The following is a 15,969-nucleotide window of genomic DNA, read 5'->3' as shown; positions in this document are numbered from 1 at the left end:
GCATGGACGCGATCGACGTCATCGTCACCAAGAGGGACGGCAGGGAGCTGTCGGCGGAGCAGATCGACTGGGTGATCGACGCCTACACCAGGGGTGTCGTCGCCGACGAGCAGATGTCCGCGCTCGCGATGGCGATCCTGCTCAACGGCATGAACCGGCGGGAGATCGCCGAGTGGACCCAGGCCATGATCCGGTCCGGGTCCAGGATGGACTGGTCGTCGCTGCCGGGGGCCACCACCGACAAGCACTCCACCGGCGGTGTCGGTGACAAGATCACGCTGCCGCTGGCGCCGCTGGTCGCCGCGTGCGGGGGGTACGTGCCCCAGCTGTCCGGCAGGGGGCTCGGCCACACCGGCGGCACCCTGGACAAGCTGGAGTCCATCCCCGGCTGGCGGGCGTCCCTGTCCAACGACGGGATGCTCGACGTGCTCGGCAAGGCCGGAGCGGTCATCTGCGCGGCCGGCGACGGCCTCGCCCCCGCCGACAAGAAGCTGTACGCGCTCCGCGACGTCACCGGCACCGTCGAGGCGATCCCGCTGATCGCATCCTCGATCATGTCGAAGAAGATCGCGGAGGGCACCGGCGCGCTCGTCCTGGACGTCAAGGTCGGCTCCGGGGCCTTCATGAAGAACGTGGAGCAGGCCCGCGAGCTGGCCACGACCATGGTCGAGCTCGGCACCGACGCCGGGGTCAACACCGTCGCGCTGCTGACCGCGATGGACCGGCCGCTGGGCCGGGCCGTGGGCAACGCCCTGGAGGTCACCGAGTCGGTCGAGGTGCTCGCCGGAGGCGGGCCCGCCGACGTGGTCGAGCTGACCGTGCGGCTGGCGCGGGAGATGCTCCAGGCGGCGGGCCTGTCGGGGGGCAAGGACCCCGAGCGCGCCCTCGAGGACGGCTCGGCGATGGACGCCTGGCGCCGGATGATCGCCGCCCAGGGCGGCGACCCCGACGCCCTGCTGCCCAGGGCCGCCGAGACGATGGAGATCACCGTGCCCTCGTCCGGCGTGCTGTCCAGGCTCGACGCGTACGGCGTGGGACTGGCGGCCTGGCGGCTCGGCGCGGGCCGGGAGCGCAAGGAGGACCCGGTGTCGTTCGGGGCGGGCATCGTGCTGCACGCCAAGCCGGGGGACCTGGTCCGCGCGGGGCAGCCGTTGATGACGCTGCACGCCGACGAGACCGCGCGCTTCGAGCGGGCGCTCGCCGCCCTGGAAGGTGCCTACACCGTCGGCGAGGCCGCCGACCCGGACCTGCTGCCCCTGGTGATCGACCGCGTCACCGCCTGACACCGGCGGCCGGGACGCTCTCCCGGCCCGTCTCGCGGGCCGGGGCACCTTCCGCTTCGCCTGGCGGACTAGCGGACCGGGACGCTCTCCTTGTCCGTCTCGCGGGCCGGGACGCCCTTTTGCTCCGCGTGGCGGGCCGCGACGCCCTCCCGGTCCGTCTCGCGGGCCGGGACACTCTTTTGTTCCGCGTGGCGGGCAGGTGAGCCGAAGATCTCGCCGATCACGGCGCGGTGGGTGGGCAGGGCGGTCGCGTGGCGCTCGCGGCCGTCCTCGGTGATGCCGACGAAGATGCCGCGCCGGTCGTCCTCGCAGATGCGGCGGGTCACCAGGCCCGCCTTCTCCAGGCGGGCGATCAGCCGGGAGCAGGCGCTCTGGCTCAGATGGACCGCGTCGGCGATCTCCTGGACCCGGTATTTGCCCTGGCCGCCCTCGACCATCCGCTCCAGGACCTCGAACTCGCTCATGCCGAGCCGGTGCCGTTCGGAGAGCTCGCGTTCCAGCGCGCAGGCGGTCGTGGCGTACTTGGCGAGCGCCTCACGCCACGCTCGGACGGGGTCCTCCTCGTTCATGCCGCGGATCGTACCATGCGTGAACATTAAATGCACAGGCATTAAATGCCTTTGCATTAGATGCGCTTGCATGTATTGTCGGACGACATGACCTCTTCATCGACCTCGACGGCTCCACCCGATCCGTCGGTCGCACCCGTTCCAACCGCTTCACCTGCCGCTTCTGTTCCCCGGGTTCCGCCGGTTCCGCCGGTTTCGCCGCCCGACGAGCGCTGGGGCGCGGGCCTGTGGGCCGCGCTCACCGTGCTCTGCGCCGTGATCTTCCTCGACGCGCTCGACGTCTCGATGGTGGGGGTCGCCCTGCCGTCCATCCAGGCGGACCTGGGACTGTCCACGTCCTCCCTGCAGTGGGTGGTCAGCGGCTACGTGCTCGGCTACGGCGGGCTGCTCCTCCTCGGCGGCCGGACCGCCGACCTGCTCGGGCGTCGCAGGGTCTTCCTGGTCGCCCTCGCGGTCTTCGCCGTGGCCTCGCTCCTCGGCGGTCTCGTCAACGACGGCACGCTGCTGATCGCGGCCCGCTTCGTCAAGGGCGTCAGCGCCGCCTTCACCGCGCCCGCCGCGCTCTCCATCATCACCACGACCTTCGCCGAGGGACCTGCCCGCAACAGGGCTCTCAGCGTCTTCACCGCCTCCGGCGCCAGCGGGTTCTCCCTGGGCCTGGTCATCTCCGGATTCCTGACCGAGCTCGGCTGGCGCTGGACGTTCCTCATGCCCGTCCCCGTCGCGATCATCGCGCTGGTCGCGGCCCTGAAGTTCCTCCCCAAGCATCGGGAGGAGCGCGCCGAGGGCGGCCACGACCTCATCGGCGCCGTCACCATCACCGGCTCCATGCTGCTGCTCGTCTACGCCGTGGTGGAGGCACCCGACGCGGGCTGGGGCTCGCCGCGCACGATCGCCTCGCTGCTGGGAGCCGCTCTGCTGCTGGCCGTCTTCGTCCTCACCGAGCAGCGCGTCAAGCACCCGCTGGTACGCCTCGGCATCCTGCGCTCCGGCCCGATCGTCCGCGCCAACCTGGGACTCGTGATCCTGTTCGGCTCCTACGTCGGCTTCCAGTTCGTCGCCATGCAGTACTTCCAGAACTTCCTGCACTGGTCGGCCCTGGAGACCGCGCTGGCCTTCCTGCCCGCCGGACTCCTGGTGGCGGTGACCTCCACCAGGATGGGCAAGCTGGCCGACCGGTTCGGCACCGCCCGGCTGATCGTGATCGGCTCGGCCGCGCTGGCCGCCGGGTACGCGTTCTTCCTCCGGATCAACGGCGAGCCCAGCCTGGCCACGCTGATCATCCCCGGCATGGTCCTGCTGGGCATCGCGTTCGCCCTGTCCTTCCCCTCGCTGAACATCCAGGCCACCAACGGGGTGGCCGACGACGAGCAGGGCCTGGCCTCGGGGCTGCTCAACACCTCCGGACAGGTCGGCGGGGCGGTCGTGCTGGCCGTCGTGACGGCCGTCCTCACCTCGGGTACGGGCGCCGACCCGATCGGCACCTTCCGTGCCGCGATCACGGTCTCGGGGATCCTCGCCGTGGTCGGCCTGCTGATCGCCCTCACCGGCCTCCGTGCCCGCCGCACGTCCGCCGCGGCCGAGGGGGAGAGGGAGAGGGAGAAGGCGCTGGAGACCGTCTAGGTCCGGCGTGCCGCTCGCGTCACCGTCCCGCACGGGGACGGGGACGGGGACGCGAGCCCCGCGGGACGCGAGGAGGTGCCGCCGCCGGATACCGGGGCCCGGCGGCGGCCCTCCTCGCGACCCGCGGCACTCCCCGCCACGACCGGGGTGCTTGACTCTCCCCTCGACAAGGTGTCACGATCCGGCCAGGGCGCATGTGGACGGCCGGGAGGTGAACCTCTCCGGAGACCTGAGCATCTAACGGGGCAGGAGGCTCACCATGAACCGCACCCTCGTTTCCCTCGCGCTCGTCCCCTCGTTCCTGCTCGCGGCCGGCTGTGGCTCGACCACGCAGACCGCGACCCCGTCCCCGGCGGGCCCGGTGACCACGGCTCCGGCCCCGGTGACCACGGCCCCGGCCCCGGTGGATCCGGTGACCACACCGCCCCCCACGCCTTCCGCCGTCGCGGCCGGGCTGCTCCCTCCGACGAGCACCAAGGAGATCGAGGTCGACCGCCCCATCGACACCCAGCCGACCGTCACCGGAGCCCGGTTCGGGGAGCACCGGGGGTTCGACCGGGTGGTGATCGACCTCAAGGGCGACCTGCCCGGCTACACCGCGCGGTGGGTGCCCAAGCTCATCCAGGACGGCTCGGGAGATCCGGTCGACGTCGAGGGCGGCGCCTACCTGCAACTGACGATCACCCCGGCCGTCGCGCACACCGAGGCGGGCAAGTCCACCTGGACGGGCGGCCCGATCTTCCAGGCCAAGCTGGGCAACGTCCAGAACGTGGTCAAGACAGGCGACTTCGAGGGCGTGGTGAGCGTGGGCGTCGTCCTCGACCACAAGGCGCCGTTCCGGGTGCTGGAGCAGAAGAGCCCGAACCGGCTGGTCATCGACATCGCGCACTAAGTCACGTGCCGGGGGGCGTACCGAGAGCGCCGAGGGCGCTGAGGGCGCCATCTCCCCGAGACCGGTGACAGACTGGTCCGATGGTACGCAAAATCGATAGTGCGACACGGATTCCCGTGCCGGGTGGCAAGACGATCGACGAATACGTCGGTCTGGCCAACACCGGTGACGCCGGGATCTCGATCGCGCGCATGAAGGCCCCGGCAGGGTGGGACGAGCCCGCCCAGACACCGGAGTTCGCCGAGTACACGCTGGTGCTCAAGGGCACCGTCATCGTGGAGCACGACGGAGGCACGACCGAGGTCGGCGCCGGGCAGGTGTTCGTGTGCGAGCCGGGGGAGCGGATCCGCTACAGCTCCGGCCCCGACGGCGCCGAGTACGTCGCCGTCTGCCTGCCCGCCTTCTCCCCGGAGACCGTCAACCGCGACGGCGGGTGACGGGACGACGCGTGACAGGATGACGAGTCACGACCGGCGGCGACCGGTGACGGTTCGTCGCACGCCGATCCCGGCGTCTGCGTACCGGGATCGGCGCGACGTCCTCCGAGAGGGGACGCCCGCGTGAACATCCCGAGGCCGGGCCGTGGCGGCGTCTCCGCGCGGGCCGGCCGGTCAGGCCCCTGACGGTAAGGTTGCCAAATGAGTCAGCTACCCACTTTCGAGCAGATCCGCCTGGCTCCGAAGGTGTTGCTCCACGACCACCTCGACGGTGGCCTGCGGCCGGAGACCATCATCGATCTGGCCCGCGAGTCGGGCTACGACAGGTTGCCCGCGACCGAGACGGAGAGCCTGCGCGCCTGGTTCAGGGAGTCCGCCGACTCGGGCTCGCTGGAACGCTACCTGGAGACCTTTGACCACACGGTCGGCGTCATGCAGACGCGAGAGGCGCTGGTCAGGGTCGCCGCCGAATGCGCGGAGGACCTGGCGGAGGACGGCGTCGTCTACGCCGAGGTGCGTTACGCGCCCGAGCAGCACACCTCCACGGGCCTGAGCCTCGAAGAGGTCATCGAGGCCGTGCAGGAGGGCTTCGCCGCCGGTTCGGAGGGCCGTGGCATCCGGGTGGGCACGCTGCTCACCGCGATGCGCCACCAGGCCAGGTCCATGGAGATCGCCGAACTCGCGGTCCGCTACCGCGACGCCGGGGTGGTCGGGTTCGACATCGCCGGAGCGGAGGCGGGCTACCCTCCCACCCGCCATCTGGACGCCTTCGAATACCTCCAGCGGGAGAACGCCCACTTCACCATCCACGCGGGCGAGGCGTTCGGCCTGCCGTCGATCTGGCAGGCGATCCAGTGGTGCGGCGCCGACCGGCTCGGCCACGGCGTCCGGATCATCGACGACATCTCCGTCCAGAGTGACGGGGAGCCCAAGCTGGGCCGTCTGGCGGCCTACGTCCGCGACAAGCGCATCCCGCTGGAGATGTGCCCGACGTCCAACCTGCAGACCGGCGCGGCGGCCTCCATCGCCGAACACCCGATCGGCCTGCTGCGCCGCCTGAACTTCCGGGTCACGGTCAACACCGACAACCGGCTGATGAGCGGTACGTCCGTCTCCGAGGAGTTCGCCAAGCTGTCGGAGGCGTTCGGCTACGGCTGGGACGACATGCTGTGGTTCACCGTCAACGCCATGAAGTCCGCGTTCCTGCCGTTCGACGAGCGCCTGTCGCTCATCAACGGCGTCATCAAGCCCGGTTTCGCGCGCCTCAAGTGGCAGGCGTGACCGGGCTCGTACGAGTGAAGTGAGCTTTTCCGATGAAGCAGGTGTTCCGCTCCACCCTCGCGACGGTCGTCGGCTGGGTCTGGATGGCCTTCGCCGCGTTCAACATGGTCGATCTGATCGCCCGCTACAGCGGGCAGGCGTCGATGGTCGCCGCGGCGGTGCTGGGGGTGCTGACCGCGCTGGTCTTCGTCACCTGCCTGCGCCCGGCGGTCATCCTGTCCGAGGACGGCGTCCTGGTCCGCAACCCGCTGAGGAACACCTTCGTGCCCTGGCGGGCCGTGGACGAGGTCACGGCCTCCCACTCGATCACGATCGCCTCCGGCGGCGGGAGGGTCCGCTGCTGGGTGCCGCAGGCCTCGGCCCGCGAGCGGGCGGCGGCCGCGCGCAGGGGGCGGTCCGCGTCCGCGCCCGTGCCCGCGCGGGGCCGTTTCAGGACCGAGCCGGTCCGCTCGAAGGGCGAGCGGGCCGCCGCCGAGGCGCTGGCGGGAAAGACCCACGCCGACTGGGTGGCCGAGCAGATCACCGAACGCGCGGAGGCCGCCAGGCGCGCGGCCTCGATGGCCGAGGCCTCGAAGGCGGCCGGGGCCTCGACGGCACCTGGAACTCCTGCGGCGGCCGGGACTCCGGCGGAGCCCGAGGCCGGGACCGCTGCCGGCGTCGAGGCGGGAACCGGCACCGGGACGGGGGCCGGCGCGCTCAAGGTGACCTGGGCGCCGAGCGCCCTGGCGGCCTTCGCGGCCGCGACCCTGCTGGTGGTCGCCGCCTTCCTCGCCTGATCGTGGCCGGCCGCTGAGGGTGCCCCCGCGACCGTGCCGGTGATCGTGGCCGGCCGCCGGCCGGGCACCGAGCCCCCGCCGGCCGTGCCGGTCGCGGGCCGCGCCGACAGCCGGCCGTGCCGCAGGCGCCTTCTCGCGCCGGCCCCGGCAGGTCAGAGGCCGAGCGCCCCGGTGAGGTCGGCCTTCAGGGCGTCGAGATCCCGTACAGCCAGCGCGCGGGCGGCGGAGACCTCGCCGGTCACCGGGACCACGACCTCCAGGTAGCACTTGAGCTTGGGCTCGGTGCCCGAGGGGCGGACGACGACCCGGGCGCCTCCGGCCAGGTGGTAGCGGACGCCGTCGGTGGGCGGCAGCCCGCCCGCGCCGAGGCTCAGGTCGTCGGCCGCCTCGACCTCGCGACCGCCGAGCCGCGCGGGCGGCGTGGCCCGCAGGCGGGCCATGGCCCCGGTGATCAGCGACAGGTCGGCCACCCGGAACGACAGCTGGGACGTGGCGTGCAGGCCGTGACGGCGTGCCAGGTCGTCCAGGAGGTCGAGCAGGCCGCGGCCCTCCAGCTTGGCCCGCGCGGCGATCCCGGCCACGGTCAGCGCCGCGCCGATGCCGTCCTTGTCGTGCACGGGCAGCCCGAGGTCGGAGCCGACGCTGTATCCCAGCGCCTCCTCGTACCCGAACAGCAGGCCCTCCCCGGCCTTCATGATCCACTTGAAGCCGGTCAGGGTCTCGGCGTAACGCACCCCGTACCCGGCGGCGATCTTGCCGAGCAGGGACGAGGACACGATGGTGGTCGCCACCAGGCGGCCGTCGCCCGAGGTCTGCCGGATCACGTGTTCGCCCAGCAGGGCGCCCACCTCGTCGCCGGTCAGCATCCGGTAGCCGCCGCCGGGCAGCGGCACGCCCACCGCGCAACGGTCCGCGTCGGGGTCGTTGGCCAGGACCAGATCGGCGCCGACCCGCTCCGCGAGCTCCAGCGCCAGGTCCATCGCGCCGGGCTCCTCCGGGTTGGGGAAGGCGACGGTGGGGAAGTCGGGATCGGGCTCGGCCTGCGCCGCGACGATCGCGGGCGCGTCGAACCCGGCGGCGGTGAAGGCCCTGACCAGGGTGTCGCCGCCTACGCCGTGCAGCGGGGTGTACGCCACCCGCAGCTGCCGTGCGCCGCCGATCGGGAGCGCGGTCACCGCCTCCAGGTAGGCGGCCACGATGCCGTCGTCCAGCTCGCTCCAGGCCGGGTCGCCGGGGGAGCCGAGGGGCAGCTCGGAGACAGGACCCGTCGCGTCGATGGCGGCGGAGATCTCCGCGTCCACCGGCGGCACGATCTGGGAGCCGTCGCCCCAGTAGACCTTGTAGCCGTTGTCGCGGGGCGGGTTGTGGCTGGCGGTGACGGTCACGCCCGCGTCGGCGCCGAGGTGGCGGACGGCGAAGGCCAGCACCGGGGTGGGCAGCGGACCGGGGAGGAGCGAGGCGCGCAGCCCGGCCCCGGTGAGCACGGCCGCGGTGTCGCGGGCGAAGGCGTCCGACTTGTGCCGGGCGTCGTAGCCGATCACGACGTGTCTGCCGGGACCGAGAACGCGGGCCAGCCCGGCGGCGGCGCGCATGACCGTCACCCGGTTCATCCGGTTGGGGCCGGCTCCCAGCTCGCCCCTGAGCCCGGCGGTGCCGAACTCCAGCCTGGAGCCGAACCGCTCGCGCAGCGCGTCGCCGTCGCCGCTCTCCAGCAGCTTCTCCAGCTCCGCGCGCGTGTCGGGGTCGGGGTCCTGGGCCAGCCAGGAACGGGCGAGCCCTGCGAGATCGCTGCTCATCGTCACCTCTCGGGGCCGGGGCCCGTCCGCTCGCCGGGCCCGCCTCCTGTTGATCCCTGAAACCCGGCTTACAGCTTGCCGACGACGGCGGCCAGCAGGCCGCCCATGCGGGTGGCGGTGGCCCGGCCGACCTCCAGCACCTCCTCGTGGTTGAGCGGCTCGCCCACCAGCCCGGCACCCGGGTTCGTGACCAGGGAGATGCCCAGCACGTCGGCGCCGCCCTCGCGGGCCGCGATGGCCTCCAGCACGGTGGACATGCCCACCATGTCGCCGCCGAGGATGCGGCACATGCGGACCTCGGCCGGGGTCTCGTACGTCGGGCCGCGGAAGGCCACGTAGACGCCCTCGGCCAGCGACGGGTCGGCCTCGCGGGCCAGCTCGCGCAGGCGCGGGGTGTAGACGTCGGTGAGGTCGACGAAGGTGGCGCCGGTGATCGGGCCGGCACCGGTCAGGTTGATGTGGTCACTGATCAGCACCGCCTCGCCGACCTCCTGGGTCTCGGGGCGCAGGCCCCCGGCGGCGTTGGTCAGCACGACCGTGCCCACCCCGGCCCTGATCGCGGTCCGCACGCCGTGCACGACCGGCTCCACGCCGCGGCCCTCGTAGAGGTGGGTGCGGCCGAGGAAGATCAGCGCGTTCTTGCCCGACTCGGTCCTGACGGCGCGGATCCGGCCCGCGTGGCCCTGCACGGCGGGCGGCGCGAAGCCGGGCAGGTCGGTCACCGGGATCTCGGCGACCGTCTCGCCGATCGCGTCGGCGGCCGGGACCCAGCCGGACCCCATCACCAGCGCGACGTCGAAGGAATCCACGCCGACGGCGCTTCTCAGCGCGTCCGCGGCGTCGGTGGCGAGTACGTATGGGTCATTGGTCACGTCACCGAGCGTACCGGTCGTCCGCCTTCGCGCCGCGCCGTGTCTCCTGCGTCTCCTGCGTCTCCTGCGTCTCCTGCGAGGTCTCCTGCGGGCGGCGCGCTCGACCAGGCCCCCGGCCCGATCGGGCCGGTGCTCCCGGTGGGCCCTCCCCGGCGGACTTCCGCCTTCCGCGCGTGCTCGCGCGGCCGGTGACGAGCGGCGCCCCCGGCTCCCCGGGAGTTCCCGGGGAAGGTCGCCCTCAGCTCCCCAGGGAGGTGCAGGGACGGCCGCGCAGCTCCCTGACGTAGTCGTCGGGGGCACCCGCGCGCTCGGCGGCCTCGGCCAGGATGCCGAGGTAGCGGGCCGAGGGCAGCCCGCCCTCGTACCCGTCGAGCACGTAGAACCACGCCACGATCTCGCCCTCCATGGTCTGCACCCGGAGCTTGACCTTGTGGTAGAGGCCGCGGGCCGCGCCCTCCCACTGGTCGAGAGAGCTCTCGTCCCACTCGGGCACGTCGTAGAGGACGACGAAAACCTGGTGGGCGGCGTCCTCGACGATGGAGGCGAGCGCGCCCTCCCAGCCGAGGTCGTTCCCGCCGAAGGTCAGGCGCCAGCCCTGGAGCCAGCCCGTCCCCCTGATCGGGGAGTGAGGGGCCCGCTGGGCCATCTGCTTCGGGTCCATGTTGCTGCCGTAAGCGGCGTAGACAGGCACGGAGACAAACACTAATCCAAGATCCGCGAGACGCTCACCCGGCTTCGAAGCCACGCCGATGTCTCGTGGAATCCCGGTGGTTTTGTGGGGGTTCCGTGGTTTAGGAGGGATGCCGAGCGAGGTCCGGTCCCACCATGCGGGAGAATGGGCTATGTGACGAGGATAGTGATCATCGGTGGCGGTCCCGGCGGATACGAGGCGGCGCTGGTCGCCGCCCAACTGGGAGCGCAGGTCACCGTGGTCGAACAGGACGGCCCCGGCGGGGCCTGCGTCCTCACTGACTGCGTACCGTCCAAGACGCTGATCGCCACCTCGGTGCGCAAGCAGGCGCTCCTCGACGCCAGCATGCTGGGGGTCCACTACACCGGCGGCCCCGACGGCGACGTCGGCGGTGTCATCGCCGACATGCCGCTGGTGAACAGGCGCGTCAAGGATCTCGCCCGCGCGCAGTCCGCCGACATCGCCGCCCGGCTGGCGGCGGAGGGCGTCGAGGTGATCAAGGCTCCGGGGCGGCTGGTCGACCCGCAGGTGGTCAGGGCCGGAGACCGGACGATCCGCGCGGACGTCGTCATCGTGGCGACCGGCGCGACCCCGCGCATCCTGACCGGCGCCGAGCCCGACGGCGAGCGCATCCTCACCTGGCGCCAGCTGTACGACCTGGAGGAGCTGCCCGAGCACCTCATCGTGGTCGGCTCAGGCGTCACCGGCGCGGAGTTCGCGGGCGCCTACCGCTCGCTGGGCTCGGAGGTCACGCTCGTCTCCTCCCGCGACCGCATGATGCCGAACGAGGACGCCGACGCCGCCGAGGTCCTCGAAGAGGTCTACCGGCGCCGCGGCATGAACGTGATGGGCCGTTCCCGCGCCGAGTCCGTCAAGCGCACCCCGGACGGCGTGGTCGTCACCCTGGAGGACGGCCGGACCGCCGAGGGCAGCCACTGCCTCATGACGGTCGGCATGGTCCCCAACACCGCGGGGATCGGCCTCGAGGAGGCCGGGGTCACCCTCGACAGGGGCGGGTTCATCCAGGTCGACAAGGTCTCCCGCACCTCCGCGCCCGGCGTCTACGCGGCCGGGGACTGCACCGGGGTCCTGATGCTCGCCTCGGTCGCCGCCATGCAGGGCCGGATCGCCGTCTGGCACGCCCTCGGCGAGGCTGTGCACCCGCTCCGCCTGGCCACCGTCGCCTCCGCCATCTTCACCGACCCCGAGATCGCCGCCGTGGGCATCGCCGAGCGGGCGATCGAGAACGGGGAGATCGAGGCCAACATCGTCAAGCTGCCGCTGGCCACCAACGCCCGCGCCAAGATGCAAGGGTTCAACGACGGCTTCGTGAAGCTGTTCTGCCGCCCGAACACCGGCATCATCCTGGGCGGCGTCGTGGTCGCCCCCCGCGCGTCGGAGCTGATCCTGGCGGTCTCGGTCGCCGTCCAGCAGCGGCTGACGGTCGACCAGATCGCCCACACCTTCGCGGTCTACCCCTCCCTGTCCGGCTCCGTCACCGAGGCCGCCCGCCGCCTCATGCAGCCGATGACCCCCAGCGGCATCTGACCGCCGCAGGAGTCAGGGACGGATGCGCAGGACGCGGATGCGCCCGTCGTCGCCGTACTCGAAATGGAACCGCAGGGTCACCGGGCTGCCGGGGAAGTCGCCGGAGATGTCCGCGGTGACCAGGGTGGCGCCGTCGCCGGTGAGGTCGACGTCGGTGACGGTGTAGGTGACGGTGGGCACGCTGGTGCGCCAGGCGCGGATCGCGGCGATGCCGTGGTGCTCGGCGCCCTCGTCCTCCACGGTCGCGTCGTCCGCGAACAGCGCGAAGTAGGCGTCCTGGTCGGGCAGGGTGGCCAGCTCGAAGTAGCGGCGGACGGCGCTCGGGACGGTGGGTACGTCGGACATGGGGATGTTTCCTTCCGTGTCGGTGAGTGAGATCGGTCGGGCCGGACGGCCGGACCGGTGGGGTCAGGCGGCCGGATCGGTGGGTGGGACCGGTCGAGTCGGACGGCCCGATCGGTGGTTGGGATCAGATGGCCGGATCGGTGGGCGGGGTCAGACGGTCGGCAGGGTGCCGCCGTCGATGACGTGCTCGGCGCCGACGATGGAGGCGGCGCGGTCGGAGACGAGGAACGCGACGAGCTCGGCGACCTCCTCCGGGAGGTTGGGGCGTCCGAGGGGGATCCCCCCGAGGGAGTCCATCAGCTTTCGCAGCGCGGCATCCTTGTCGATGCCGGAGCCGGCGGCGATGCGGTCGACGAGATCGTCGGCGGCCGTCGTCCGGATGAAGCCGGGGGCGACGGAGTTGACCCGCACCCCGTGCGGGGCGACCTCGTTGGCCAGGCCCTTGCTGTAGACGGTGAGCGCCCCCTTGGCCGCGGCGTAGGCCAGCGTCGCGTCGTGCAGCGGCATCCGGCGCTGTATCGAGGAGATGTGCACGATCGCGCCGGAGCGGTTCTCGATCATGCCGGGCAGGAGCCCGCGGTCCAGGCGGACGGCGCCCAGCAGGTTGATGTTGAGCTCCCTGTCCCACGCCTCGTCGTCCAGGGAGGCGAAGCCCCCGGAGGGCGCGTCGGAGCCGCCGAGGTTGTGGACCAGGATGTCGACGCCGCCGAGGCGGTCGAGGACCTGCTCGACGACACTGTCGGTGCCCTCGCGGGTGGAGACGTCGGCCGCGACGAACAGCTTGGGGTCGATGTCGTCCGGCCGGGTCCTGGCGGTCACCAGCACCGTGGCCCCGGCCTGCGTGAGCCGCCTGGCGATGGCGGCGCCCGTGCCCTTGGTACCGCCGGTGACCAGGGCGCGCCTCCCGTCGAGCGAGTCGCTGATGAAGGTCTCCACGGTGTGCTCCGTCCCGGGTGCGGACATGGCGAGGCCCGCACCCCCAGTAACTGCTAAAATAAGAGTGAGTCGCTTCGACTTTAGCAGTAACTATTGAGGAGGGTCACATTGGCGAGCCGGATCAGACTGGAAGATCGTGAATGCCCGCTGTCGACGACGGTGGCCCACGTCGGGGAGTGGTGGACGCTGCTGATCCTGCACGACGCCTTCGACGGCTACACCCGCTTCGACGAGTTCCAGGAGAACCTGGGCATCTCCTCCAGCATGCTGACCAGCCGCCTCAAGACCCTCGTCGCCGACGGGCTGCTGGAGCGCCGCGCCTACCAGACCAACCCCACCCGCCACGAGTACGTCCTGACCGAGCTGGGCCGGTCCCTGCGCCCGGTGCTCGTCGCCCTGGCGGCCTGGGGCAACTCCCGGCTCGACCCGTCGCAGCGCGCCATGATCCTCGTCGACGCCGCCACCGGCCAGGAGGTCGAGCCCACCGTCGTCGACGCCGCCACCGGCCGCCGCCTCGACTCCAGCGAGGAGTTCGTCTTCGCCGCCGGTCCCGTCGCCAGCGAGATCATGCGCGCCCGTTACGCCCGCACGCCCGGGAACGGCGGTGTCAGCCGAAGCCGGGTCTGACGTGGACGGGTTCGTGGTCCGCCGCACCGGTGCGCGCCGTGCTCCCACTTCCCGTAACGCCGTCAGGAGGTGCCATGCGGGGCGGCGGGCGACCGCCGCCCCGCATGCCGGCGCAGTGCCCGGATCGCCAGCTCCGCGTGAACCAGCGCGCCGTCGGAGAGCACTCCGTCGTCGAACACCGCTCGCGGGCTGTGGTTGCTCGGCGCCGTGGCCGGATCGTCCGCGGCGCTCGCGCCCAGGATGAGATAGCAGCCGGGCACCTTGTCGAGCACCTCGGAGAAGTCCTCCGCGGCGCTCACCGGGGACGCCATCGGGACGAACCGTTCCGCGCCGAGCACCTCGGAGACCACCGTACGGGCGAACTCGTACTGCTCCTCGTCGTTCACCGTCACCGGGTAGCCCTCGATGTAGTCGACCTCGGCGGTCAGCCCGTACGCCTCGGCGATGTGCAGGCACAGCCGGGTGACCTCGCCAGGCAGCCGCGTCTGGTTCGCCGGCGAGAAGGTGCGTACCGTGGCGTCGATCGTGGCCGTGTCGGGAATGGTGTTGGACTTGGTCCCGGCATGGATGGAGCCGACCGTGACGACCACCGGGTCGAAGACGTCGAAGCGCCGGGTGACCAGGGTCTGCAACGAGGTCACGATCTCCGCCGCCACCGTGACCGGGTCGCGGCTCAGGTGCGGCATGGAGGCGTGCCCGCCGACTCCGCGCACGGTCACCCTGAGCTCCGCCGTCGACGCCATCAACGGGCCGGGCCTGCTGCGGAACAGGCCGGCGGGGGTCCCGTACGAGCGCACGTGCATGCCGTACGCCGAGGAGACCCGTGGTCCCGCCGCGTCCAGCACCCCTTCCTCGATCATGCGGGCGGCGCCGTTCCAGCCCTCCTCGCCCGGCTGGAACATGAACACCACGTCGCCGGCCAGCGCGTCGCGGTGCGCGCCGAGCAGCCGGGCCGCGCCGACCAGCATCGCCGTGTGCAGGTCGTGCCCGCAGGCGTGCATGGCGCCGTCCACCTGGCTCGCGTGGTCCAACCCGGTCAGCTCGGTGATCGGCAGGGCGTCCATGTCGGCGCGCAGCAGCACCGCGGGGGCGGTTTCGCCGCCGGGATCCGCCTCGCCCGGTCGCCCGCCGCGCAGCACCGCGGTCACCGAGCTCAGCGACCGGCCCAGGGTGATCTCCAACCCCAGCCCTGACAGCTCGTCCAGCACCGCCAGCTGGGTGCGCGGCAGGTGGAGGCCGATCTCCGGGTACCGATGGAGGTCACGCCGCAGCCGTACCAGGTCGTCCTGCAGGGCTGCGGCGTCGTCGCGCAGCCGGTTCGGTAGCGTCATCAAGCATTCCGATCGTCAGGCCGGCCGGGCGGGCCCGGCCGGCGGGGATGTGGTGAGGAAGGACGTCTTGGAGCGGGCCGGCTCAGCCGGCCAGCATCCCGGCCATCTCGCGCGGGTGCACCAGGTGCGGGAAGTGGCCGCTGCCGGGCAGCACGGTGACGGTGACGTCCGGCAGGGCGGACTTCAGCCATCCCTCGTACGCCGGATCCGGCGAATGGCCGGTCACGTAGCGGTACGGCACCCCGCTGGACCGGATCACGCCCAGCACGTGGGTCTGGCGGCGGCCGAGCTCCTCGGCGGAGGTGACCAGGATCTCGTTCCAGTAGCCGAGGAGCAGGTCCTGCCGCGGATCGGTGGCCGTGGAGACCAGGTCCCGCGCCGCCGGCGGCAACCGGTCGACCTGCATGTTGCCGAGCATCCGGTCCCAGATCTCACCCCAGGACGGGCTGCGTAGCACCGGTTCGGCCTGCCGCAGGACATCGCCGAACCTGCCCACGAGCAACGGCTGGTCGACGTTGACCACGCCACGGGTCGCGTGGGCCGCGGCGTACCTGGTCACCAGCACGCCCCCGAGGGAGTGCCCCACGACGATCGGCGCGGCGAGTCCGGCCTCGGTCACCGCCGCGTGGAGGGCGGCCACGACCTTGTCGAGGTCGTAGCCGTCCCATCGCGCCGACCCCCCGTGCCCGGGCAGGTCGAGTGTGAGCACCCGCCGGCCCGGATCGACGGTCGCCAGTTCGTCCAGCAGCGGTCCCCACTGGCGGCGGTCGTACGTGAGACCGTGCAGGAAGACCAGCGGCGGGCGGTCGTCGTCCGTGCCCCGGATGTCACCGGCCAGGCCACCGAAAAACCGGATGTCACGTGTGTCCGTCATGTCCCCCTCTTTTCGCAAAGGAATCTCACCCAGAGGGCGTAACCGAGGGGTGCACGATTTGTACGTGACGCAGGCCACAGCCATCCGG

At 72.1% G+C, this 15,969-nt stretch carries 16 protein-coding genes; 8 read left to right on the top strand and 8 right to left on the bottom strand.

What is annotated here, in order from left to right:
* Positions 1–2 precede the first annotated feature (2 nt).
* Positions 3–1,283: a thymidine phosphorylase gene (locus ACTOQ2_RS33855; RefSeq protein ID WP_440072581.1), complete on the top strand. Its 1,281-nt coding sequence runs from the start codon at positions 3–5 to the stop codon at positions 1,281–1,283.
* A 68-nt stretch (positions 1,284–1,351) separates the two neighbouring features.
* On the opposite strand, the gene ACTOQ2_RS33850 is transcribed toward ACTOQ2_RS33855, so the two are convergent.
* Entirely contained in the window at positions 1,352–1,852 is a 501-nt protein-coding gene (locus tag ACTOQ2_RS33850) for a MarR family winged helix-turn-helix transcriptional regulator (RefSeq protein ID WP_440104890.1), read from the bottom strand.
* A gap of 87 nt (positions 1,853–1,939) precedes the next feature.
* On the opposite strand from ACTOQ2_RS33850, the gene ACTOQ2_RS33845 reads away from it, so the two are divergent.
* From ACTOQ2_RS33845 to ACTOQ2_RS33825, 5 genes are all read left to right on the top strand, one after another.
* On the top strand, positions 1,940–3,475 hold the full coding sequence (locus ACTOQ2_RS33845; protein ID WP_440104889.1) for an MFS transporter: 1,536 nt from the start codon (positions 1,940–1,942) through the stop codon (positions 3,473–3,475).
* Between the two features lie 259 nt (positions 3,476–3,734).
* Positions 3,735–4,367 carry an AMIN-like domain-containing (lipo)protein gene (locus ACTOQ2_RS33840; RefSeq protein ID WP_440104888.1) on the top strand — a complete coding sequence of 211 codons (633 nt, stop codon included), beginning with the start codon at positions 3,735–3,737 and terminating at the stop codon, positions 4,365–4,367.
* 116 nt (positions 4,368–4,483) lie between these two features.
* Complete coding sequence (locus tag ACTOQ2_RS33835; protein ID WP_440104887.1) at positions 4,484–4,804, top strand: cupin domain-containing protein; 321 nt, start codon at positions 4,484–4,486, stop codon at positions 4,802–4,804.
* A gap of 201 nt (positions 4,805–5,005) precedes the next feature.
* The gene (locus ACTOQ2_RS33830; RefSeq protein WP_440072586.1) at positions 5,006–6,085 is read left to right on the top strand and encodes an adenosine deaminase; all 1,080 of its coding nucleotides are present in this window, start codon (positions 5,006–5,008) and stop codon (positions 6,083–6,085) included.
* Between the two features lie 32 nt (positions 6,086–6,117).
* A complete protein-coding gene (locus ACTOQ2_RS33825) occupies positions 6,118–6,861 on the top strand; it encodes a PH domain-containing protein (protein WP_440104886.1) in 744 nt (247 codons plus the stop codon).
* 152 nt (positions 6,862–7,013) lie between these two features.
* Here ACTOQ2_RS33825 and ACTOQ2_RS33820 read toward each other — a convergent pair whose 3' ends face one another.
* From ACTOQ2_RS33820 to ACTOQ2_RS33810, 3 genes are all read right to left on the bottom strand, one after another.
* Positions 7,014–8,657, bottom strand: a complete 1,644-nt coding sequence (locus ACTOQ2_RS33820; RefSeq protein ID WP_440104885.1) for a phospho-sugar mutase — start codon at positions 8,655–8,657, stop codon at positions 7,014–7,016.
* Between the two features lie 68 nt (positions 8,658–8,725).
* Positions 8,726–9,529, bottom strand: coding sequence for a purine-nucleoside phosphorylase (locus ACTOQ2_RS33815; RefSeq protein WP_440104883.1), 804 nt, complete (start codon positions 9,527–9,529; stop codon positions 8,726–8,728).
* Positions 9,530–9,767: 238 nt separating this feature from the next.
* Positions 9,768–10,220 (bottom strand): gamma-glutamylcyclotransferase, encoded by a 453-nt coding sequence (locus tag ACTOQ2_RS33810; RefSeq protein WP_440072590.1) that lies wholly within the window; start codon positions 10,218–10,220, stop codon positions 9,768–9,770.
* A gap of 153 nt (positions 10,221–10,373) precedes the next feature.
* Between ACTOQ2_RS33810 and ACTOQ2_RS33805 the strand changes: the two genes are divergently transcribed.
* Positions 10,374–11,768 carry an NAD(P)H-quinone dehydrogenase gene (locus tag ACTOQ2_RS33805; RefSeq protein ID WP_440104882.1) on the top strand — a complete coding sequence of 465 codons (1,395 nt, stop codon included), beginning with the start codon at positions 10,374–10,376 and terminating at the stop codon, positions 11,766–11,768.
* A 12-nt stretch (positions 11,769–11,780) separates the two neighbouring features.
* On the opposite strand, the gene ACTOQ2_RS33800 is transcribed toward ACTOQ2_RS33805, so the two are convergent.
* Positions 11,781–12,113, bottom strand: a complete 333-nt coding sequence (locus ACTOQ2_RS33800; RefSeq protein WP_440104880.1) for a nuclear transport factor 2 family protein — start codon at positions 12,111–12,113, stop codon at positions 11,781–11,783.
* Positions 12,114–12,263: 150 nt separating this feature from the next.
* Positions 12,264–13,049, bottom strand: coding sequence for an SDR family oxidoreductase (locus ACTOQ2_RS33795; RefSeq protein WP_440104879.1), 786 nt, complete (start codon positions 13,047–13,049; stop codon positions 12,264–12,266).
* Between the two features lie 108 nt (positions 13,050–13,157).
* Between ACTOQ2_RS33795 and ACTOQ2_RS33790 the strand changes: the two genes are divergently transcribed.
* Positions 13,158–13,676 carry a winged helix-turn-helix transcriptional regulator gene (locus ACTOQ2_RS33790; RefSeq protein WP_440104878.1) on the top strand — a complete coding sequence of 173 codons (519 nt, stop codon included), beginning with the start codon at positions 13,158–13,160 and terminating at the stop codon, positions 13,674–13,676.
* Positions 13,677–13,738: 62 nt separating this feature from the next.
* Here the strand turns inward: ACTOQ2_RS33790 and ACTOQ2_RS33785 are convergent, their stop codons facing one another.
* Positions 13,739–15,007 carry a M20 metallopeptidase family protein gene (locus ACTOQ2_RS33785; protein ID WP_440104877.1) on the bottom strand — a complete coding sequence of 423 codons (1,269 nt, stop codon included), beginning with the start codon at positions 15,005–15,007 and terminating at the stop codon, positions 13,739–13,741.
* 82 nt (positions 15,008–15,089) lie between these two features.
* Complete coding sequence (locus ACTOQ2_RS33780; protein ID WP_440104876.1) at positions 15,090–15,881, bottom strand: alpha/beta fold hydrolase; 792 nt, start codon at positions 15,879–15,881, stop codon at positions 15,090–15,092.
* Positions 15,882–15,969 lie beyond the last annotated feature (88 nt).

This window comes from Streptosporangium sp. H16 (assembly GCF_051918855.1).
In the GTDB taxonomy this organism is placed as follows: domain Bacteria; phylum Actinomycetota; class Actinomycetes; order Streptosporangiales; family Streptosporangiaceae; genus Streptosporangium.
This window is presented reverse-complemented; position numbering and strand designations above follow the sequence as displayed.